The 17691-nt window shown below is 68.7% G+C and carries 15 protein-coding genes; 10 read left to right on the plus strand and 5 right to left on the minus strand.

Annotated features, from left to right (window positions below):
• Nucleotides 1-1109 precede the first annotated feature (1109 nt).
• Nucleotides 1110-1676 (plus strand): RNA polymerase sigma factor, encoded by a 567-nt coding sequence (locus ACYQ78_RS16025; protein WP_459801607.1) that lies wholly within the window; start codon nucleotides 1110-1112, stop codon nucleotides 1674-1676.
• Nucleotides 1677-2356: 680 nt separating this feature from the next.
• On the opposite strand, the gene ACYQ78_RS16030 is transcribed toward ACYQ78_RS16025, so the two are convergent.
• Together ACYQ78_RS16030 and ACYQ78_RS16035 are read right to left on the minus strand one after the other, a co-directional pair.
• Nucleotides 2357-6943 (minus strand): ThuA domain-containing protein, encoded by a 4587-nt coding sequence (locus ACYQ78_RS16030; protein WP_459801608.1) that lies wholly within the window; start codon nucleotides 6941-6943, stop codon nucleotides 2357-2359.
• 302 nt (nucleotides 6944-7245) lie between these two features.
• Complete coding sequence (locus tag ACYQ78_RS16035; RefSeq protein WP_459801609.1) at nucleotides 7246-7890, minus strand: TetR/AcrR family transcriptional regulator; 645 nt, start codon at nucleotides 7888-7890, stop codon at nucleotides 7246-7248.
• 67 nt (nucleotides 7891-7957) lie between these two features.
• Here ACYQ78_RS16035 and ACYQ78_RS16040 point away from each other — a divergent pair, with 67 nt between their 5' ends.
• The 5 genes from ACYQ78_RS16040 to ACYQ78_RS16060 all read left to right on the plus strand — a co-directional run bounded on the left by ACYQ78_RS16040 (nucleotide 7958) and on the right by ACYQ78_RS16060 (nucleotide 11196).
• On the plus strand, nucleotides 7958-8368 hold the full coding sequence (locus tag ACYQ78_RS16040; protein WP_459801610.1) for a VOC family protein: 411 nt from the start codon (nucleotides 7958-7960) through the stop codon (nucleotides 8366-8368).
• Nucleotides 8365-8841 carry a quercetin 2,3-dioxygenase gene (locus tag ACYQ78_RS16045; RefSeq protein ID WP_459801611.1) on the plus strand — a complete coding sequence of 159 codons (477 nt, stop codon included), beginning with the start codon at nucleotides 8365-8367 and terminating at the stop codon, nucleotides 8839-8841. Before ACYQ78_RS16040 ends, ACYQ78_RS16045 begins: the two co-directional genes overlap by 4 nt.
• 103 nt (nucleotides 8842-8944) lie before the next feature.
• Nucleotides 8945-9499, plus strand: coding sequence for an EF-hand domain-containing protein (locus ACYQ78_RS16050; RefSeq protein WP_459801612.1), 555 nt, complete (start codon nucleotides 8945-8947; stop codon nucleotides 9497-9499).
• A 48-nt stretch (nucleotides 9500-9547) separates the two neighbouring features.
• Complete coding sequence (locus tag ACYQ78_RS16055; protein WP_459801613.1) at nucleotides 9548-9922, plus strand: cupin domain-containing protein; 375 nt, start codon at nucleotides 9548-9550, stop codon at nucleotides 9920-9922.
• Between the two features lie 140 nt (nucleotides 9923-10062).
• On the plus strand, nucleotides 10063-11196 hold the full coding sequence (locus ACYQ78_RS16060) for a DUF418 domain-containing protein (protein ID WP_459801614.1): 1134 nt from the start codon (nucleotides 10063-10065) through the stop codon (nucleotides 11194-11196).
• On the opposite strand, the gene ACYQ78_RS16065 is transcribed toward ACYQ78_RS16060, so the two are convergent.
• Nucleotides 11187-12074: an SDR family oxidoreductase gene (locus ACYQ78_RS16065; RefSeq protein WP_459801615.1), complete on the minus strand. Its 888-nt coding sequence runs from the start codon at nucleotides 12072-12074 to the stop codon at nucleotides 11187-11189. The two genes, ACYQ78_RS16060 and ACYQ78_RS16065, sit on opposite strands and share 10 nt — an antisense overlap.
• A gap of 84 nt (nucleotides 12075-12158) precedes the next feature.
• On the opposite strand from ACYQ78_RS16065, the gene ACYQ78_RS16070 reads away from it, so the two are divergent.
• The 4 genes from ACYQ78_RS16070 to ACYQ78_RS16085 are packed head-to-tail and all read left to right on the plus strand — an operon-like array spanning nucleotide 12159 to nucleotide 16028.
• Entirely contained in the window at nucleotides 12159-13001 is an 843-nt protein-coding gene (locus ACYQ78_RS16070) for a helix-turn-helix domain-containing protein (protein ID WP_459801616.1), read from the plus strand.
• 35 nt (nucleotides 13002-13036) lie between these two features.
• A complete protein-coding gene (locus ACYQ78_RS16075) occupies nucleotides 13037-13552 on the plus strand; it encodes a PadR family transcriptional regulator (protein WP_459801617.1) in 516 nt (171 codons plus the stop codon).
• Nucleotides 13549-14235, plus strand: coding sequence for an ABC transporter ATP-binding protein (locus ACYQ78_RS16080; protein ID WP_459801618.1), 687 nt, complete (start codon nucleotides 13549-13551; stop codon nucleotides 14233-14235). The genes ACYQ78_RS16075 and ACYQ78_RS16080 overlap by 4 nt, the downstream gene beginning before the upstream one ends.
• Nucleotides 14232-16028: an ABC transporter permease gene (locus ACYQ78_RS16085; RefSeq protein WP_459801619.1), complete on the plus strand. Its 1797-nt coding sequence runs from the start codon at nucleotides 14232-14234 to the stop codon at nucleotides 16026-16028. The genes ACYQ78_RS16080 and ACYQ78_RS16085 overlap by 4 nt, the downstream gene beginning before the upstream one ends.
• Here ACYQ78_RS16085 and ACYQ78_RS16090 read toward each other — a convergent pair.
• Both ACYQ78_RS16090 and ACYQ78_RS16095 read right to left on the minus strand, forming a co-directional pair.
• Complete coding sequence (locus ACYQ78_RS16090; protein WP_459801620.1) at nucleotides 16009-16821, minus strand: CPBP family intramembrane glutamic endopeptidase; 813 nt, start codon at nucleotides 16819-16821, stop codon at nucleotides 16009-16011. The two genes, ACYQ78_RS16085 and ACYQ78_RS16090, sit on opposite strands and share 20 nt — an antisense overlap.
• Nucleotides 16818-17666 carry an alpha/beta hydrolase family protein gene (locus tag ACYQ78_RS16095; RefSeq protein ID WP_459801621.1) on the minus strand — a complete coding sequence of 283 codons (849 nt, stop codon included), beginning with the start codon at nucleotides 17664-17666 and terminating at the stop codon, nucleotides 16818-16820. The genes ACYQ78_RS16090 and ACYQ78_RS16095 overlap by 4 nt, the downstream gene beginning before the upstream one ends.
• Between the last annotated feature and the right edge of the window lie 25 nt (nucleotides 17667-17691).

Genomic DNA, 17691 nt, shown 5'->3' on the forward strand with positions numbered 1-17691 from the left:
GGTTTAGAGATGCCATGCGGGAGACCTGCGGAGAAGCAAGGGGCCCGCAACCTCAGTCTCTTTGCCCAGAACAAGGTTGCGGACCCCCCCTCAACCTGGAGTCGCCTCCACGTTGAAGAACAATGACCAGTATCCACCATTTCGTGTCGTCGTGGTACGGAATACGCCTTAATGACAGAAGGTCGATAGCTGGTTGCACGAGGTAAGACGAAGCGCCTCGCCTGACCGTGCAAAACATGCAATGTGATTTACGTCACACTAGTCGAATGAAGTGTGATGGCGCGGAGGGGGTCACCGTTGCTGTTTGAGCCGCCGCGAGCTTGAGGGTTTGTTGGGGGATTCCTCCTACCTTGATGTTCCTCGCCACCTTTGGCCTGTATGCAATTAGTGATGAGTTCATGCCGGTGAGTATCGATGAAGGAAGGGGCTTACCGAAATATGGGGTGCGCAGGCAAGTGGGTGAGGGCAGAGTAATGAAAGCGTTATAGGAAACTTCGACGCGCGGTGAGTGCCCGCGATTTTCTCCGTTTCACCTCTACCTCGAGCTATGATCATCTATAATTTCCCGGTCAGGACTTCAGTTAGTGCCGTCTCTTGCCCAGAACACACTGCTGCGGTCTCCTCAACCAGGGGTCGCTGATACGACTCGCTCTGTCGGCGACCCCTCGAATCGATCGAGGGGTCGATGAAAAACGAGAAGAACTCTGATCGTCGTGCTCAAAGGCGTCGCTCGTCAGGCAAAAGCCTTGACGCTAACCGTCGCCTAACTTGGTTCACCACTGCTCTCGAATGGGTCGAAGACCACGCCACTGCTCTGATCGCGAGTCTGGTCACAGTCTGGTTTGGCGCGATCCTTACGTTGCTGCTCTGGAAGACAGCCCAAGTGATCAGTCTGGCCAAGGAATACGGGCCGATTCTCGCCGTAGTGGCAGCAACTACCACTATTGCACTAGGTGTCCTCGGCTTGCTCAAGGACCGGCGCAGGCGTCGCCTGCGGGCCGCGCGGCGATCGAACAGGCTGATGGCGTCCCGGCGTCATCGAGTTAAGCGAGCCCGACTGCTGAGGAAGCAGTCGCAGATTACGGCCAAGATGGAACCTCCAGATAGGCATGCGTAGCCAGTTCCCGCCACAAAACCCTGCCAGGACCAGCCAGTCCTGGCAGGGTTTAGGCATGTCCTCAAGAACAGCTTTCGAGGAGCTCTATCGGGAAACACTGCATCGGGTGTACGCGCTAGCCCATCGCTACGCACGTGCCCTTGACTACCCCGACATGGTCGAGGACAAGGTTCAGGAGGCGTACCTGCGGCTATTACGCCAATGGGAGCGAAATGGACCGCCAACTTACCCGGTCTCATGGCTCTACAAAACTATATGCCATCTAATGATCGACGAGATGCGTCGTGTCAGCGCCCAATCGAGGGTTCTTCATTCTCTTCATTCGGAAGATCTGGATTACGAGCCTTCCCCGGAAGCCCTTCGTCTCTTTGAAGACACCGTCCGCAGTGTCCTCTCAGAATTGCCTCTGAAGCAACGTGAAGCACTGGCTTTGACCTATGACGGCTATGGCATAAAAGAAATTGCTCGGCTTCTTGATACTTCAGAAGTCACTGTTCGGTCTAACTTGCGTCATGGACGAAGGCGCTTGGCGGAAGCGCTTCCAGACTTTGAAAACTAGGATATTTGCATATCGGTGCTGTGTGGGGCGGTCTTGAAGCCGTAAGCAGTTGGCGACGCTCAGCCGCATCTGTGTCCCTGGCTTCGAAGTTGCCCGCCAACATCGGCGCACGGTCCAGCGAGCTTGAAGCGGGACTCCCAGCCCCCGTGAGCTGTAGCACCCGCCCACGTGATTCCCTTCTGTGCAACGTTTCGCCGTTTGCGTGGTCGAGCACTCTGGAACGTCGGGACCAGCCAAGGATCTTGCTAACGCTGTTGCTAACGACGGCCGTGTACACACAGATGTACTGAGGCGCTCCGGCCCTGGCCATGAGACATGCATGGACCTGTCTGGATAGGGTTCGTCTGACTCATATGCGTAGGTACGGGGTTCGATTCCCGAGGCCGCTCCACTCTTGACCAGGGCGTTCTCTATTCGGCGGACGCCCTGTGATCGTCTCTAATGGCAGTTCTCCTGTGCCCGTTCAGAAAGAGTCCGTCAACAAGGTGGCCCCGGGCCTCTACAAAGCCAAGGCCCTTTTGTGCGTACACCCGCTGTCTGGGCAAGCTCGTGCTTGCCGCGGCAGAGATGATCGGTTCCGCGTCACTGCGTCGTCCTCGTGCCTGGCTCAACGTAGTCGTCGCAGGTGTCTCTTTGATCCGGAGGGGACAGACATCGTCCCCTCCGGACGTCCGAGCGACTTACGAGGCGTAGACCTCGAATTCCGAGATCTGGCCCGCAGGCCAGCCGGTGTTCGCGGTGATGGTCAGGCGCAGGTAGCGCCTGCTGGTGGCCGGGAACGTGATGGTGGCCGTATTCCCCGTGGCCGGGTTGAAGGTGTACGCCGCCGAACCCACGACGTTGGTGAAGGTGGATCCGTCGGTGCTGCCGAGGACGGTGAGGGTCTGGGTGCGGGTGGCCCAAGCGGTCGCCGGGGGCAGCTTCAGGACGATGCGGCCGACGCTGACCGCAGAGCCGAGGTCGACGGTGAGCGACTGCGGGAAGGCGTTGTTGACCGACTCCCAGTAGGTGCTGGAGTTGCCGTCCACGGCGTTGCCTGACGCGTAGCTCTGCACGTGGCTGGTTTCGGTCGTCGGGCGGCCCTGCGCCAGGTTGCTGACGGGGACGGCGGTGCCGGTGCCGGTGAGGGCGACGGTCAGGGGGCCGTTCGGGTCGTTGCTGGCGACGCTCAGGGTGCCCGTGCGGGTGCCCGTCGCGGTCGGGGTGAAGGTGACGTTGACCGTGCAGGACGCCCCGGCGGCCAAGGTCGTGCCGCAGGTTCTGGTCTGCGTGAAGTCACCGGTGGTGGCGACAGTGCCGAGCGTCGCCGACCCTGTGCCGGTGTTGGTGATCGTGACGGCCTGTGCTGCGCTGGTGCTGCCGACGGTGCTTGAGCCGAACGACAGGCTGTTCGGGGAGGCCGTCAGGGTCACGGTCGGGGGCTGGTCGCCGCCGCCCGGGAAGATCTGGAACTCCGCGATCTGGGCCGCGGACCAGCCGGTGTTGGCGGTGACGTTCAGCCGGACGTACCGCGTGGCGGTGGTGGTCAGCGGGATCGTGACGGAGTTGCCCGTCGCGGGGTTGAAGACGTAACCGGCGGACGGCTTGAGGGTGGTCCACGTCGTGCCGTCGGTGCTGCCCTGGACGGACAGGGTCTGGGTTCGGGTCGCCCAGGCCGTGGGCGGGGGCAGTTTCAGGGTGATCGAGCCGATGCTCTGGGTGGAGCGCAGGTCGGCCTGCAGCCACTGCGGGAAGGCGTTGTTCGCCGACTCCCAGTAGGTGGCGGTGTTGTCGTCGTTGGCGTTGGTCTGCGGGTAGCCGCCGTTGGAACTGCTTGAAGTCATCACCGCGCCGAGGGCGAGGTTGGTGGTCGAGGTGACGCCGGTGCCGGACAGTGCCACCGACAGCGGGCCGTTCTCGTCGTTGCTCGCCACGGTGAGCGTGCCCGTGCGGGTGCCCGTCGCGGTCGGGGTGAAGGTGACGTTGACCGTGCAGGACGCGCCGGCGGCCAGGGTGGTGCCGCAGGTGGTGGTGCGCGCGTAGTCGCCGGTGACGGTGACGCCGCTCAGGGTCGCCGCGCCGGTGCCGCCATTGGTGATGGTGATCGCCTGGGACGGGCTGGTCGTGCCGGTGGTGCGCGAGCCGAAGGACAGGCTCGTGGGGTTGGCGCTCAGGGTGACGCCGTTGAGGCTCCTGCTGGTGAAGTCGGTCCAGTTGACGTTGATCAGCGCGCCGTTGCCGCCGCCCGTCGGCTTACGGACGACGAAGTACAGCGGGCCGCTCGTCGTGGGCGGGTTCGTCAGCGTGATCGGGAAGTTCTGGTAGGTCTGCCAGCCGCCGGTGCCGGGCACCGTGACCCTGCCGACCAGCGGGCCGCCCACGGCGCCCGACCGGATCTCGATCGTGCCTCCGGCCCCGCCCGAGGCCGCGCGGAAGGTCAGGCGTTCGATCGCCGACAGGTTGACCGGGTCGTGGGTCCAGTAGTCGCCGTCCTCGATGGCGGTGATGTTGCTGAAGCCGCCCTGGGGGTCGGAGGTCGTCTCGACCCGTACGCCGGGGTCGCCGGTGCCGGTGCCGTCGGGGGCGCGTCCGGTCGCCGTGTAGAACTCGGCCTGCTTGTGCTTGGGCTGCAGCAGCACCTGGGTTCTGGTGGTCAGCGGACCGGAGGAACCGGCGCCGCCCCGGTCGGTGTAGCTGGCCTCCAGCACGTAGAAGACGTTGTCGCCCTCGCTGTGCCCGGAGGAAAGGGTGGTCTGGACGGTGCCCGAGCAGCCGGTGTACTGGTCGAGCGGGTGGCCGTGCGAGTCGTGCCCCAGGTAGGCCTGGAGCTTGACGTTCGCGCAGTTGACCGTGCCGTCTTCCGGGTCGGTGACCGTGACGGTGAAGTTCACCCGGTCGCCGAAATTGAAGAAACCGCCGTTGGACGGCACGTTGATCGTCACCGTGGGCGCGGTGTTGCCGGCCACGATCGGCACGTTGGCGGTGGCGGTCGCGCCGCCCTGGTCCCTCACGGTCAGCACGGCGGTGAAGTTGCCCGCCGTGGTGTAGGTGCGCGTGGGGTTCGCCGCGGTGGAGTCGACGCTGCCGTTGCCGTCGAAGTCCCAGGCGTAGGTGAGCGGCCCTCCGTCGGGGTCGGTGGATCCGGCGCTGGAGAACTGCACGGTCAGCGGCACGGGGCCTGCGGTCTTGTCGGCCCTGGCCTGGGCGGTCGGTGCCCGGTCGCCCTTCGTGTAGTCGATGCGGTAGATGCCGGAGTCGGCGTTGTTGCCGCCGAAGCCCGATCCCCACTCGATGACGTACAGCGCGCCGTCGGGGCCGAACTTCATGTCCATCGGCTTCTTGAAGCTCATCGTCCCCAGAAGGGGGTTGATGTCGACCAGCTGCGAGCCGTCGGCGCTGAGCTGGAAGGAGTACAGGCGGTTCTGGTTCCACTCACCGAAGACGGCCTTGCCGTCCCAGTAGGCGGGCCACTTGCGGGCCGAGACCAGCGCCGGGTCGTAGCGGTAGGCGGGACCCGCATGGGGTGCGCCGCCGCCACCGAGTTCGGGGAAGGCGGGGTCGGCGGAGTAGTGGTAGTAGACCGTGGCGGCCTTGGCCGCGGGCAGGTCGGTGATGCCGGTGTTGTTGGGCGAGTCGTTCTTCGGCGCCGCGCAGTTGAACGCCCCCTTGGACGTGTTCGTCGCGAAGTCGAAGTCGACATAGGGCTTGTTGTTGCCGACGCAGTACGGCCAGCCGTAGAACCCCGGGGCGTTGAGGATGTCCCACTCGACGGTGTTCTCCGGGCCACGGGTGGCGCTGGCCTGGCCGGCGTCCGGGCCGTAGTTGCCGACCAGCAGTTTGTGCGTCTTGGGGTCGATGCCGATCCGGAAGGGGTTGCGCAGACCCATCGCGTAGATCTCCGGGCGGGTCTTCGGTGTGCCCGGCGGGAACAGGTTGCCCGAGGGGATCGTGTACGTGCCGTCCGGCTCGGGGTGGATGCGCAGCACCTTGCCGCGCAGGTCGTTGGAGTTGGCCGAGGTGCCCTGGGCGTCCCAGCTGGACCGTCCGGAGCGCTCGTCGATGGGGGCGTAGCCGTCGGAGGCGAAGGGGTTGACGTTGTCGCCGTTGGCGAGCCACAGGTCGCCGGTGGCCTTGTCGAACACCATGCCGCCGCCGTGGTGGCAGCACTCCGCCCGCTGGACCGGCACCTCCAGTACGACCTTCTCGGTGGCCAGGTCGAGCGTCAGGTCGGGCCTGACGGTGAAGCGCGACAGCCGGTCCACGGCAGGGGACTGGGGCGAGTAGTACAGGTACATCCAGCGGTTGGTGGCGAACGCCGGGTCGAGGGCCATGCCCAGCAGGCCGCTCTCGTTGGCGTTGAAGACGTTCAGGTGACCGGAGGTGATCACACCGCCGGCCGGCCTGACCGCCTTCACGTCACCGCTGAGGTCGATGTAGAAGACGGTGCCGTCCGCGGCGACGTCCAGCATCATCGGGTTGGACGTGTTGTCGTCGACGGTGACCTTGGCGAACGACGAGTTCAGGCTCGCCGAGCAGTCGGCCGGCACCACGCCCGCGGCCGTCTGCAGGCCGCCGAGCAGCATCTTCAGGAAGTTGGGCTCGGTGAAGGACTCGTCGCCGTGGCCCAGCCCGGTGTACCACGAGCGGCCGCCGTCGTAGTTCTGGCACCAGCTGGTGGGGTGGTCGGCGCCCATCGTGCCGCCGGTGTAGCTGGTCTCGTCCAGGGAGGTCAGGACGTGGACCGTGCCGCGCGGGTTGGTGCGGAAGTCGTACCACTCGTCGCTGCGCGTCCAGCGGGCGGGCAGTCCGGCGGTGGAGGGGTGCGCGGGGTCCTCGACCTTGACCGTGGCCTGCTGGGGCGCGGGGTGCTGCTTGAAGTAGGCGCCGACCAGACTGCCGTACCAGGCCCAGTCGTATTCGGTGTCGGAGGCGGCGTGCACGCCGGCGTACCCGCCGCCGCCCTTGATGTACTGCTCGAAGGCGGTCTGCTGGGTGGCGTTCAGCACATCGCCCGTGGTGGAGAGGAAGACCACGACCTGGTATCTGGCCAGGTTCGCCGCGGTGAAGGCGGCGGCGTCCTCGGTGGCGTCGACCGTGAAGCCCTGTTCCTGGCCGAGCTGCCTGATGGCGGCGACGCCCGCCGGGATGGAGGTGTGCCGGAAGCCGGCGGTCTTGGAGAAGACCAATGCGGCGAACGGCGGTCCGGCGGCGGCCTGCGCCGGACTCATCTGTGCGGGGATGACGAGAGTGGAGACGAGCAGCACCAGGGCGGTGAGAATTCTTCTCACGCCGCTGCGTGGGCGAACGTCCGTGTGCATGTCGACCTGACCTCACGACTAAGGCAGGCAAGGCGCGCGCCGCCACGCTGATTGCCCGGGGGGTGTACGAGGGTCGGAGTGTGCCGACTCCGTCGTGCCGTCGAACGGTTGTAGGGCGTGCCAGAAACAGCACATTTACGCGGCGGACGCTAGCCAATGAGGTTTTAACACGGTCGTGCCGGGCGTGTACAGACACTTGCCATTCGCCGCAGCGGACGCAGAATGAGGCCTGAGGCTCATCCATTGGAAGTTCGTGTTCGCGAAAAAGGCGTTCAGCGGAGGATCGCGGTGGTGAGGGTGTCTTTGATCCAGCGTTCCCACTGGGCGGGTGTCCAGCCTCGTTCGACGGTGAACAGCTGATAGACCTCGACGCTGACGAGACAGAAGACGATGTCCGCCGCGCGGTCGACGGTCAGCCCCGGCCGCAGCGCGTTCTTGTCGGCCAGCTGCTGTACGACCGTGCGCTGCGCGAGGTAACGCTGCCCGAGGTTGGTCTGCCACTGCGCGGCCATCTCCGGGTCGGCGCCGACGGCGTCACGCACGATCTTCATGATCGGGGCCACCCGGCCGAAGACCGCGCGGGCGTTGCGCACCCAGATCGCCAGCGCGCGCGGGCCGTCGGGCTCGTCGCGGACACGCTGGGCCCACGTTCGATCCAGCAGGGGGACCGGCTTGTCGTCGCCGACGGCGAGCACGTCGACGACCTCCTTGAGCACGGTCGCCTTGTTCCCAAAGTGGAAGTAGAGCGTCTGGACCGCCACGCCGGCGCCCTTGGCGATCTGGGTGAGCGTCGTGGTGGCGTAGCCGTGCTCGATGAACAGGCGGGCGGCCTCGTCGATGATCCGGCGGCGGGTGGCGCGCGCCTGCTCGTCGCGGCGGGTGCCAGGTTGGCCCTCCGTCTTGACACGTTCGCTCATTCGCTAGATCGTACTCTAGTGACTGGCTAGAGCTCACTCTAGCCAAATCTGCCGGAGGGGGTACCTCTTGGATACCGCGGTCAACGGCTTCCACCACGTCAAGCTGCCCGTCGCCGATCTGCCGCGCAGCCGCGACTGGTATGCGCGCGTGCTGGGTCTGCACACCCACATCGAGTTCGTGGAGGAGGGCGTGTTGATGGGGGTGGCGATGCGCGATCCCGGCGGCGGCGTCGAGCTCGCCCTTCGTCACGACCCGGCGCGCGCGGCCGCGCTGGCCGGGTTCGATCCGATCGCCCTGCACGTCCCCACGCCGGCCGCGCTCGACGCGTGGCAGCAGCGTCTTGACGACCTCGGCCAGCCCTACGGCGAGATCGTCTCCGGCCACATGGGTCGGGTGCTCATCGGCCTGCGTGACCCCGACGGCATCGAGGTGCGCCTCTATCTCCCGGCCGAGACGCAGGCCGGAGGCGAATTATGAGCTTCGACCCCGGCGGATACCGGCTGACCCCGGACGACGGGCCACAGGTGTGGTTCCTGAACACCCGGATGAACGTCAAGGCCGGCGGCGCCCAGACCGGCGGGGCGTTCACGCTCATCGAATGGTCCGCGCCGCTCGGCTTCGGCCCGCCTCTGCACGTCCACGACGTCGAGGACGAGGGCTTCTACATCCTGGACGGCGAGATCAGCGTCGAGTGCGGCGACCGGCACTTCACCGCCGGGCCCGGCGACTTCACGTTCCTGCCGCGCGGCATTCCGCACAGCTTCCTCGTCACGAACGGTCCGGTACGCGGCCTGCAGATCACCGCGCCGTCGGGGTTCGAGGACTTCATCACCGAGATCGGCCACCCGGCGACCGGTCCGGGCCTGCCCGAACCCACCGCACCCGACATCCCCCGCCTGATCGAGGCCGCCCAACGCCACCACCAGCGGATCCTCGGCCCGCCACCATGATCGAACCGCCTCCGCGGGAGGTGCCGGAGCGTAATTGACCGTTTGCTTTACGTGATGTTACGGTGCGGATGCCGCTGAGACACCCCCCACTTCAGGAGGTGCCATGACTTTCGCCGTGCCTGATGCTCTCGCCCGGAAGTTCGACAAGCGATTCGCCCTCTTCGACGCCGACGGCGACGGAGTGCTGACCAAAGACGACTTCGAGGCCGCCGCCGCCCGGTTCCTGGCCGTGTTCGAGGTTCCCGCCGACTCCGCGAAAGGGCGGGATGTGCTGGCCGCGTACGCCGGCATGTGGAACGCCCTGATCCACAGCGCCGACGACGACAGCGACGGGCAACTGACGCGCGACGAGTTCGTCGCCTATCTCGCCGGTGAGGAGTTCCGGTCACACGGCTACGACGCGACGGCGGGGCGGGTGGCCGAGTCGGTGCTCGCGGTCTGCGACACCGACGGCGACGGGCGGATCTCCTACGACGAGTTCGCCGCGATCCCCGGGATCTCCACGCTGCCCGACGACGAGCGTCGCGAGGTGTTCGGGCTGCTCGACACCGATGGCAGCGGGCATCTCGACATCGGGGAGATCCACGCCGCGCAGCGCGAGTTCTACCACAGCACCGATCCCGGGTCCCCCGGCAACCTGATCTTCGGCAAGCTCTGAGGAGACCACGTGGACGCTTCGCACTGCCGTGTCGTTCGGTCCGCTGTGATGTACGAAGGCAAGCAGCACCTCCAGTTCTTCGCCGGGATCGCCGCCGAGACCGTGGGGGCGCGCAACATCTGCATGCACCTGCAGACCATTCCCCCCGCCGGTAGCGGCCGGGCCCACAAACACGACCACCACGAGACGGCGATCTATGTCATCAAGGGCGCCGTGGGCGCCTGGTACGGCGAGGACCTGCAGCACTACCTCGAAGCCCGTCAGGGCGAGTTCATCTACATCCCGGCCAGCACTCCCCACATGCCGGTGAACCTCAGCGACAGCGAACCGGCCGAGGTCGTGCTGGCCCGCACCGACCCGCGCGAGCAGGAGAGCACGGTGCTGCTGCCCGACCTGGAAGACCAGAGGTCCGCGCAGGCCTAGGGCGACGATCGAGGGCGCTTCCCCGGAAGGGGAGGCGCCCTTCGTGGTTGTCACGGGTGGGTCGCAGGGTCAGAATCGGATCTTGTACGGCCCGAGATCGTTTTCGGACGGTCACACCCGGCGCGGTAGGAGGACCATCGGTGTCCACTTCGGGGTTACGGCCGGTCGCGGAGACCGAACGCCGGCTCGCCCCTGACCTCGCCCGGGGGATCATGTTGCTGCTGATCGCCGTGGCCAACTCCGCGATCTATCTGTACGACCGGCCCTACGGCCTCCGCCAGCACGTCGTCGAAGACGGGCCGGTCGATCGGGTGGCGGGGCTGCTGGCGTTGACGTTCGTCGACGGGCGGGCCTATCCGATGTTCGCGGCCCTGTTCGGCTACGGCATGGTGCTGATCTGGAACCGGCGGCGGGACGACCGCGAGGGGCGGCGGGTGCTGCGGCGGCGGAGCCTGTGGCTGATCGCCTTCGGGGCGGTGCACGCGCTGCTTCTGTTCTCCGGCGACATCCTCGGGACGTACGGGCTGGTGGGGCTGCTGCTCGCAGTGATGATGGGGGTGGGCGACCGGGCGCTGCTGATCTTCGCGGGGGTCTGGCTGGTGCCGGTGGCGGTGGTGTCGGCGGGGGCGTACACGATGCCGCATGCCGTGGACGAGCGGTCGCTGTTCTGGTCGTTGGAGCTCACCGATCCCGTGGCCGCGCTGCTGGCGCGGCCGGTCGAGTGGGTGATGACGCCCGCGGGGATGACGGGGGTGCTGACCGCGGCTCTTCTTGGGGTCTGGGCCGGGCGGCGGGGGTTGCTGGCCGAGCCCGATGCGCTGGTGCGGCGGGTGGCTCTGTGGGGGCCGGTCGTCGGGGTGCTCGGCGGGCTGCCGGTGGGGCTGGCCGCGAGTGGGTTCGTGGAGCTCGACGGGGTGTGGCTGGTGACCTCGCTCGTCGCGTTGCACACCGTTTCGGGGATCGCCGCCGGGTTGGGGTACGCCGCGGTGATCGCGCTGGTCGCCCGGCGGATCGGGGAGAGGCGCGGGCCGGTGGTGACGGCGCTGGCGGCCTGCGGGCAGCGATCTCTGACGTGTTATCTACTGCAGTCGGTGGTGTTCGTGGCGTTGCTGCCGCCGTACACGCTGGGGCTCGGTGGTTCCCTGGGCAGTGCCGCCACGGTCGCGGTGGCCGCCGCCACCTGGGCCGCGACGGTGGTCGCGGCCGAGGTGATGCGACGACGAGGGGTGCGCGGGCCGGCCGAGACGCTGTTGCGGCGGCTGACCTACTCCTGACGTGGCGGCGCGGTGATCGCGGCCTCGGGGTCGCGTGGCTCCCAGCCCAAAATCTTTCGGGCCTTCTCGCTGGAGACCTTCTTGGCGTGGCCGGGGTCGCCCGGGTTCTCGAAGGGGACGTCCAGGATGGCGGCGATCTCCCGCACCTCTTTGGCGGGGCCGCTGGAGAGGAGGAACCGCTCGCCCGCCGCGTCGGCCGTGGTCATGGCCAGGACGTGGGCGGTCGCGACGTCGCGGACGTCGACGATCGGGATCCACATGTTCGGGACGGGCAGACCGTCCCGGAGGCGCTGGAGGATGCGGTTGGCGCCGGAGACCTCCGAGCCCAGCATCGGGCCCATCACCGCCACCGGCAGGAGGGTGACCAGCTCCATCGAGCCACCCTCGGTGGCCATGAAGTCCCAGGCGACGCGCTCGGCGAGGGTCTTGCTCTTGCCGTAGGCGTCGATGCCGGGGCCGTCGAGGTCCGACCAGTCGTCCTCGGTGAAGGTGTGGTCGGTCGGGGGGTGGCCCCAGCCGACGGCGTGGAAGGCCGAGGTGAGCACGACCCGCTTGACCCCGGCGTCACGGGCGGCGCGCAGCACACGGAGGGTGCCGTCGACGGCGGGGGCGATGAGGTCGTTCTCGTCGGTGATCTCGCCGAGGTGAACGGGGGAGGCGACGTGGAGCACGTAGTCGCAGCCGCTCACGGCTTCGGGCCAGCCCTCGTCGCTCAGGAGGTCGGCGGTCACGAAGGTCAGATCTTCGGAGTCGGAGCTCGTGCGGGTCGGTGAGCGCACGGTCGTGCGGACGAGGTAGCCCTGGTCGAGGAGCCGGAGGATGCAGTGTCCGGCGATGAAGCCGGATCCACCGGTCACGAGTACACGCTGCTTGGTCATGACCCTCACGCTCGTCGCCCGGGTTCAGGCGAGCCAGGTCCCTCCCGACACTGGTAGTGACAGGGACAGGTTTAGCGTGGAGGCATGACCGACGAGCCGAATCTGCTGGGCGAATATCTGCGCGCCCGCCGTGAACTCGTGACCCCCGAGCAGGTGGGGATTCCGGTGCTGGGCACCCGGCGGGTGCCGGGGCTGCGGCGCGAGGAGGTGGCGATGCTCGCGGGGATCAGCGCCGAATACTACCTGCGGCTGGAGCAGGGACGTGATCGCCGCCCCTCGGTGCAGGTGCTGGTGTCGATCGGCCGGGTGCTGCGGCTCGACGACGACGCTTACCTGCTCAGTCTCGCCGAGGACAGGCCCAAGCGGCCCCGGCGGCGGGCCCGCAAGGAGGTCGTGCCGCCGAGTACGGCGCGGCTGGTGGCGGCGCTGCCCTACCCCGCGTTCGTCGAGGGGCGCTATCTCGATGTGCTCGCGGCCAACGGGCTCGCGTCCGCGCTGTCGCCCCGGCTGAGGGTGGGTGGGAACCGCTTGCGGGACGTCTTCCTCGACCCCGCCGAGCAGGCGCTGTTCCCCGATTGGGAGCGGGCCTCGGCCGCCCTGGTGGCGGGGTTCCGGCAGTCGGTCGGCAGTGACATCGACGATCCCCGGTTCATCGAGCTCGTCGGCGAACTCTCCCTGGCCAGCGACGACTTCCGCCGGCTGTGGGCCCGCCACGACGTCGCGGGGCGGCTCGGCGCCACTCTCACGTTCAACCATCCGCAGGTGGGGGAGGTCCGGCTCGACCGCGAGAAGCTCGCCATCAGCGGCACCGACGGGATCATGCTCGTCCTCTACCACCCCGAGCCCGGCACCGACAGCGCCGAGAAGCTCGCCCTGCTCGCCTCCGCCGCGGTCACCCCGAGATCGTTTGACGTTCCCATTACCTAACCGCTATCTATTACCCCTAGCGGTTAGGGGTGATGATGCAGGACGCGATATTGGCGATGCTCGCCAAGGAGCCGTCACACGGCTATGACCTGGGGCTTCGGTTGCGGCGGGCGCTCGGTCCGCTGGGCGGCGCGATGAACGCCGGGCAGGTCTACGTCACCCTCGCGCGGCTGGAGAAGGCGGGTCTGGTCGTCCACGAGCAGGGGGAGAGGGCCGATCGCAAGGTCTACGCGCTCACCCAGGCCGGTCAGGAGCGGGTGGCCGCCTGGCTGACCGAGGTCGCCTGGCCCAAGCCCGACCTGGTGGACTTCCATCTCAAGCTCGCCGCGGCGAGCGCGTCCAGGCTCGCCGATCCGGCCGAACTGGTGGGCGCGCAGCGGCGGGAGCTGATGCGGCGGCTGCATGAGACGCAGCGGGCGATCCTCGCCGAGCCCGACGACTCGACGAGCGGGCTGCTGCTCGAAGGGGTCGCGCTGCGGTTGCAGGCGGATCTGCGCTGGTTGGAGGCCTGTGAGCGGGTCTGGTCGAAGGTCGAGAAGGACGCAGGGTGAACGTGCTGCAGGTGCGTGGGCTGGCCAAGCGGCACGGCCAGAAGCAGAGTCTGGTGCGCGCGGTCGACGGGGTCGACCTCGACGTCCCGGCGGGGCAGACGCTGGCGGTGATGGGGCCGAGCGGGTGTGGGAAATCGACGCTGCTGCATCTGCTGGGAGGGCTCGAACGGCCGAGCGACGGGGAGGTGTGGCTGGCCGGTGAGCGCATCGACACCGCGAGCGAGCGGGCCCTGGCCCGGCTGCGGCGCAGGTCGGTGGGGTTCGTCTTCCAGGCGTTCCACCTGGTCGAGGAGCTGTCGGCGGCCGAGAACGTCGAACTGCCGGTGCTGCTGGCGGGGAGCTCGCCGCGTACGGCCAGGAAGCGGGCGCGGCTGCTGCTGGAGCAGGTCGGGCTGGCCGACCGGGCCCGGCATCTGCCCTGGAAGCTGTCGGGGGGCGAGCGGCAGCGGGTGGCCGTGGCCCGCGCGCTGGCCAACGAGCCGCTGGTGGTGCTGGCCGACGAGCCGACCGGGAACCTCGACACCGCCGCGACCAACGAGGTGCTGCGGCTGTTCTCCCGGCTGCGGACCGAGGGGCAGACGCTCGTGATGGTCACCCACGACGGCAGGGTCGCGGCCACCGCCGACCGGCTGATCTCGATGCGCGACGGGATGTTCGTCGAGGACACCTGGCTCGCGTCGTGACGGGCCGTCTCCTGCTCGTGTTCCGGCTCGTCGTCGGGGACGTCCGCCGTCATCCCGGCCCGGCCGTGATGCTCGTGCTGTCGGTGGCGGTCGCGAGCGCGGTGCTCAGCCTGGGCATGTCGCTGCCGGGGTCGACCGAGCGGCTCTACCTGCACACCCGGGCCGCGACGGCCGGGCCCGACGTGGTGGCGTTCGCGCCCGACGACGGCGCGGTCGCGACCTCGGCGCTCACGTCGTTGAAGGACGCTCCGGGGGTGGCGTCGACCAGCAGGCCCTACCGGCAGTTCTGGGCGACGCTCACTCCTGAAGGGCGGCCCGAGGTGCGGGTGGTCGTGCTCGGGGCCGACCGGGAGCCGGGGCCGATCGACCGTCCGCTGGTGGTCTCGGGTGGCTGGGTGCGGCCCGGGGGCGTGGTGGTCGAGAAGGGGTTCGCCGCCGCGGTGGGCCTGAACGTGGGTGATCGGGTGGCGATCGCGGGGCGGTCGTATCCGGTCGAGGGGATCGCGGTGACCGCCGCCCGCAACGTCTATCCGGGGGCGATGATGGGCGGGCCGGGCAACGGGCCGAGCGATCGGGCCGGGCTGGTCTGGATGGACGACCCCGACACCCGGGCGCTGGTCGCCGCCGATCTGCCGAGAACGAAGATCATCTATCTGCGGATGCACGACCCCGCCGCCACCGCGAAGTACATGATCTCCTACCACGAGACCCGCAACCTGACCGGCGGGTTCGTCGGCGACTCCCGGATCAACTCCTTCACCTGGCAGTTCATCGCGAGGCATGATGCCAGGTATCTCCGGGACAGCCAGCCGATCATGATCATCGGTGGCTGGCTGCTCGGTTTCGTGGCCATCGGCGGGATGACCACACTCGCCGCCGGGCGGGCGGCCGGGCAGGTGCGCCGGGTCGGGCTGCTCAAGGTCGTCGGGGCCGGTCCGGGGATCGTCGTCGCGGTCCTGCTCACCGAGTACCTCGTCCTGGCGCTGCTGGCCGACGTGCTGGGGCTGGCCGTCGCCCACGTGGTGGCGCCCTCGATCGTCAATCCCAGCGGCAGCCTGCTCGCCGACGGCGCGGGGCTGAGCGGCCCGGTCATCCTGATGACGACGATCGTGGCGGTCGGAGTGGTGCTGCTGACCGTGCTCGGTCCGGCCATCCGGGCGCTGAACGGTGACGGCGTCGTGCGCAGGCCCGAATATCTCGTGCTGCTGACCAGGGTGGCGGCGCTGCTGCCGACCTCGCTGCTGCTCGGGCTGCGCCTGGTCGCCCGGCGGCCCGGCCGGGCGCTCCTGCACGCCTGCGGCACCGCGGCCACCTGCGTCGGGATCACCGTCATGCTCCTCGTCTACGCCCAGCCCGAACAGGGCTGGGACTTCGGTGGGGTCGTCATGACCGATCTGCAGGACGACAAGGCGCGCGAGCTGCTCGTGGGGGTCACCCTCGCGTTGATCGCGCTGTCGGTGATGAACACCGTCACGATGGTCTGGACGACGGCGAAGGAGTCACGCGCCACGATGGCCATCGCCCGGACGCTGGGGGCGACCCCCGGGCAGATCACGGCGGGTCTGTCGTTCGCGCAACTGCTGCCGACCCTGCCCGGCGCCCTCGCGGGCATCCCCTTCGGCCTGTTCCTGCAGTGGCTCTTCGGCCCGGACGAGCCGTTCGCGCTGTCTCTCGGATGGCTGCTGCTCATCCCGATCCCGATCATGCTGGTCACGGCGGGCCTGACCGCACTGCCCGCCCGTCTTTCCGCCCGCCGGTCGGTGGCGGAGACGCTCAACGCGGAGACGGCGTAAGGACCCGGGCCTTGGGCGTGGCGGCGAGCAGCACGGTGACGACGACCATCTGGACCGCCAGGACGGTCGCCTGCGTCACCGGGGAACTCACGGTGAGCAGCGCCATCGTCGCGTTGACCCCGAAGTGCACTGCGATCGCGGCGATGGTGCCGGCCCGCTCGTAGGCCCAGCCGGTCAGCAGCGCCATCGGGATGACGCTGAGGCTGAACAGCAGGCCGCTCCAGCTGAACAGGCCGAGCTCGTTCTGGACGGTGCCCGTGATGAAGAACAGCGGCAGGTGCCAGATCGCCCAGGCCACGCCGAGGACGAGGCTCGCGCCGACCCGGCCCATCGAGGCGCGCAGCCGGGGGTGGGCGGTGCCACGCCACCCGGGCTCCTCCGCCAGTGGGCCGGTGACGATCATGCTCATCAGGAACGGCACGAGCCCGCCGACCGACGCGATCAGCTCCTGGCCCTCGGTCAGGCTCAGCTCGGGACCGCCGAGCAGGTTCGCGAGCAGCGCGCCGCCCACCACGGTCGCGGGCGCCAGCACCAGCAGCGGCAGGATCCACAGCAGCCGCGCCCCGAACCGGGTCCGAACGGTGTGGGCCGGGACGGGCTCACCACGCCGGGCCCGGCGTGCCCGGATCACGATCGCCCCGATCACCGGGCCGAACCCGCCGAGGAGGAAGGGGATCGCGGTGGGGAAGCTCGTCGGCGCTCCCCCGAGCCCGATCGCGGTTAACCAGAACGCGTAGGTCGTCGTGAACGCGACGGTGAAGAAGATGGCCAGGTCGCTCTTGTGGGGGTTCATGCGTCTTCCTTCTCAAGGGTGTGGGTGAGCCAGGTGGCGACCTGCGTGAGCAGGTCGTGGTCGACCGGCTGCCGCAGCTGCCGGGGGTAGGAGCGGACCGAGGCGGGGCCCGGGTCGCGGCGGAGCAGGTGGGTGAGATCGGGGACGAGCTGGGTGTCGACGTCGGCGGGGACCAACCGGCGGATCACGTCGAGGTCGCCGGGGTCGACCTGGACGTCCTTCTCCCCGGTGATCGCCAGGACGGGCACCTTGATGTCGGCCAGGTCGGGGCGCGGGTCGTGGGCGAGCAGCCCCCGCATCGCGGCCGGGGCGGTGCGGAGCACGAAGGCGCGCACCAGCGGTCGCAGCGGCGCAGGGAGACCGCGGGCCAGCATGTCCGCCTGCCACGCCAGGGCGTCGGCGCCGGGACGGGCGAACCCGGCCAGCAGCACCACGGCGGCGACGTCGGGGCGGGTGCCGAGTGACATGGCGTGGATCGCGCCCTCGCTGTGGCCGACCACGGCGACCGCATCGGGCCGGATGCCGGGCAGGGCGGCCAGGGCGCGGAGGGCGGCGATGGCGTCGCGGCGGTGGCCGTCGAACCCGGTGGCCCGGAAGTCGCCGCCCGTGGCGCCGACGCCGCGCCGGTCGTAGCGCAGGGTGGCGATCCCCCGCCCCGCGAGCGCGGCGGCCATCGGTGCGCCGAGCGCCATGCGGAGCCGCTTGGTGCCGCCGTCGCGGTCGAGCCTTCCCGACCCGTGGAGCAGCAGGACGGCCGGGTGGGGGCCGGGCCCGGGCGGCAGGGTCAGCGTGCCGGCCAGGGGTAATCCGTCGTCCGCGACGACCGTCATGTCGACGTCCCGCATGTCCCGCTCACCATCTCTCTCGTTT

This window comes from Herbidospora sp. RD11066 (genome assembly GCF_054661255.1).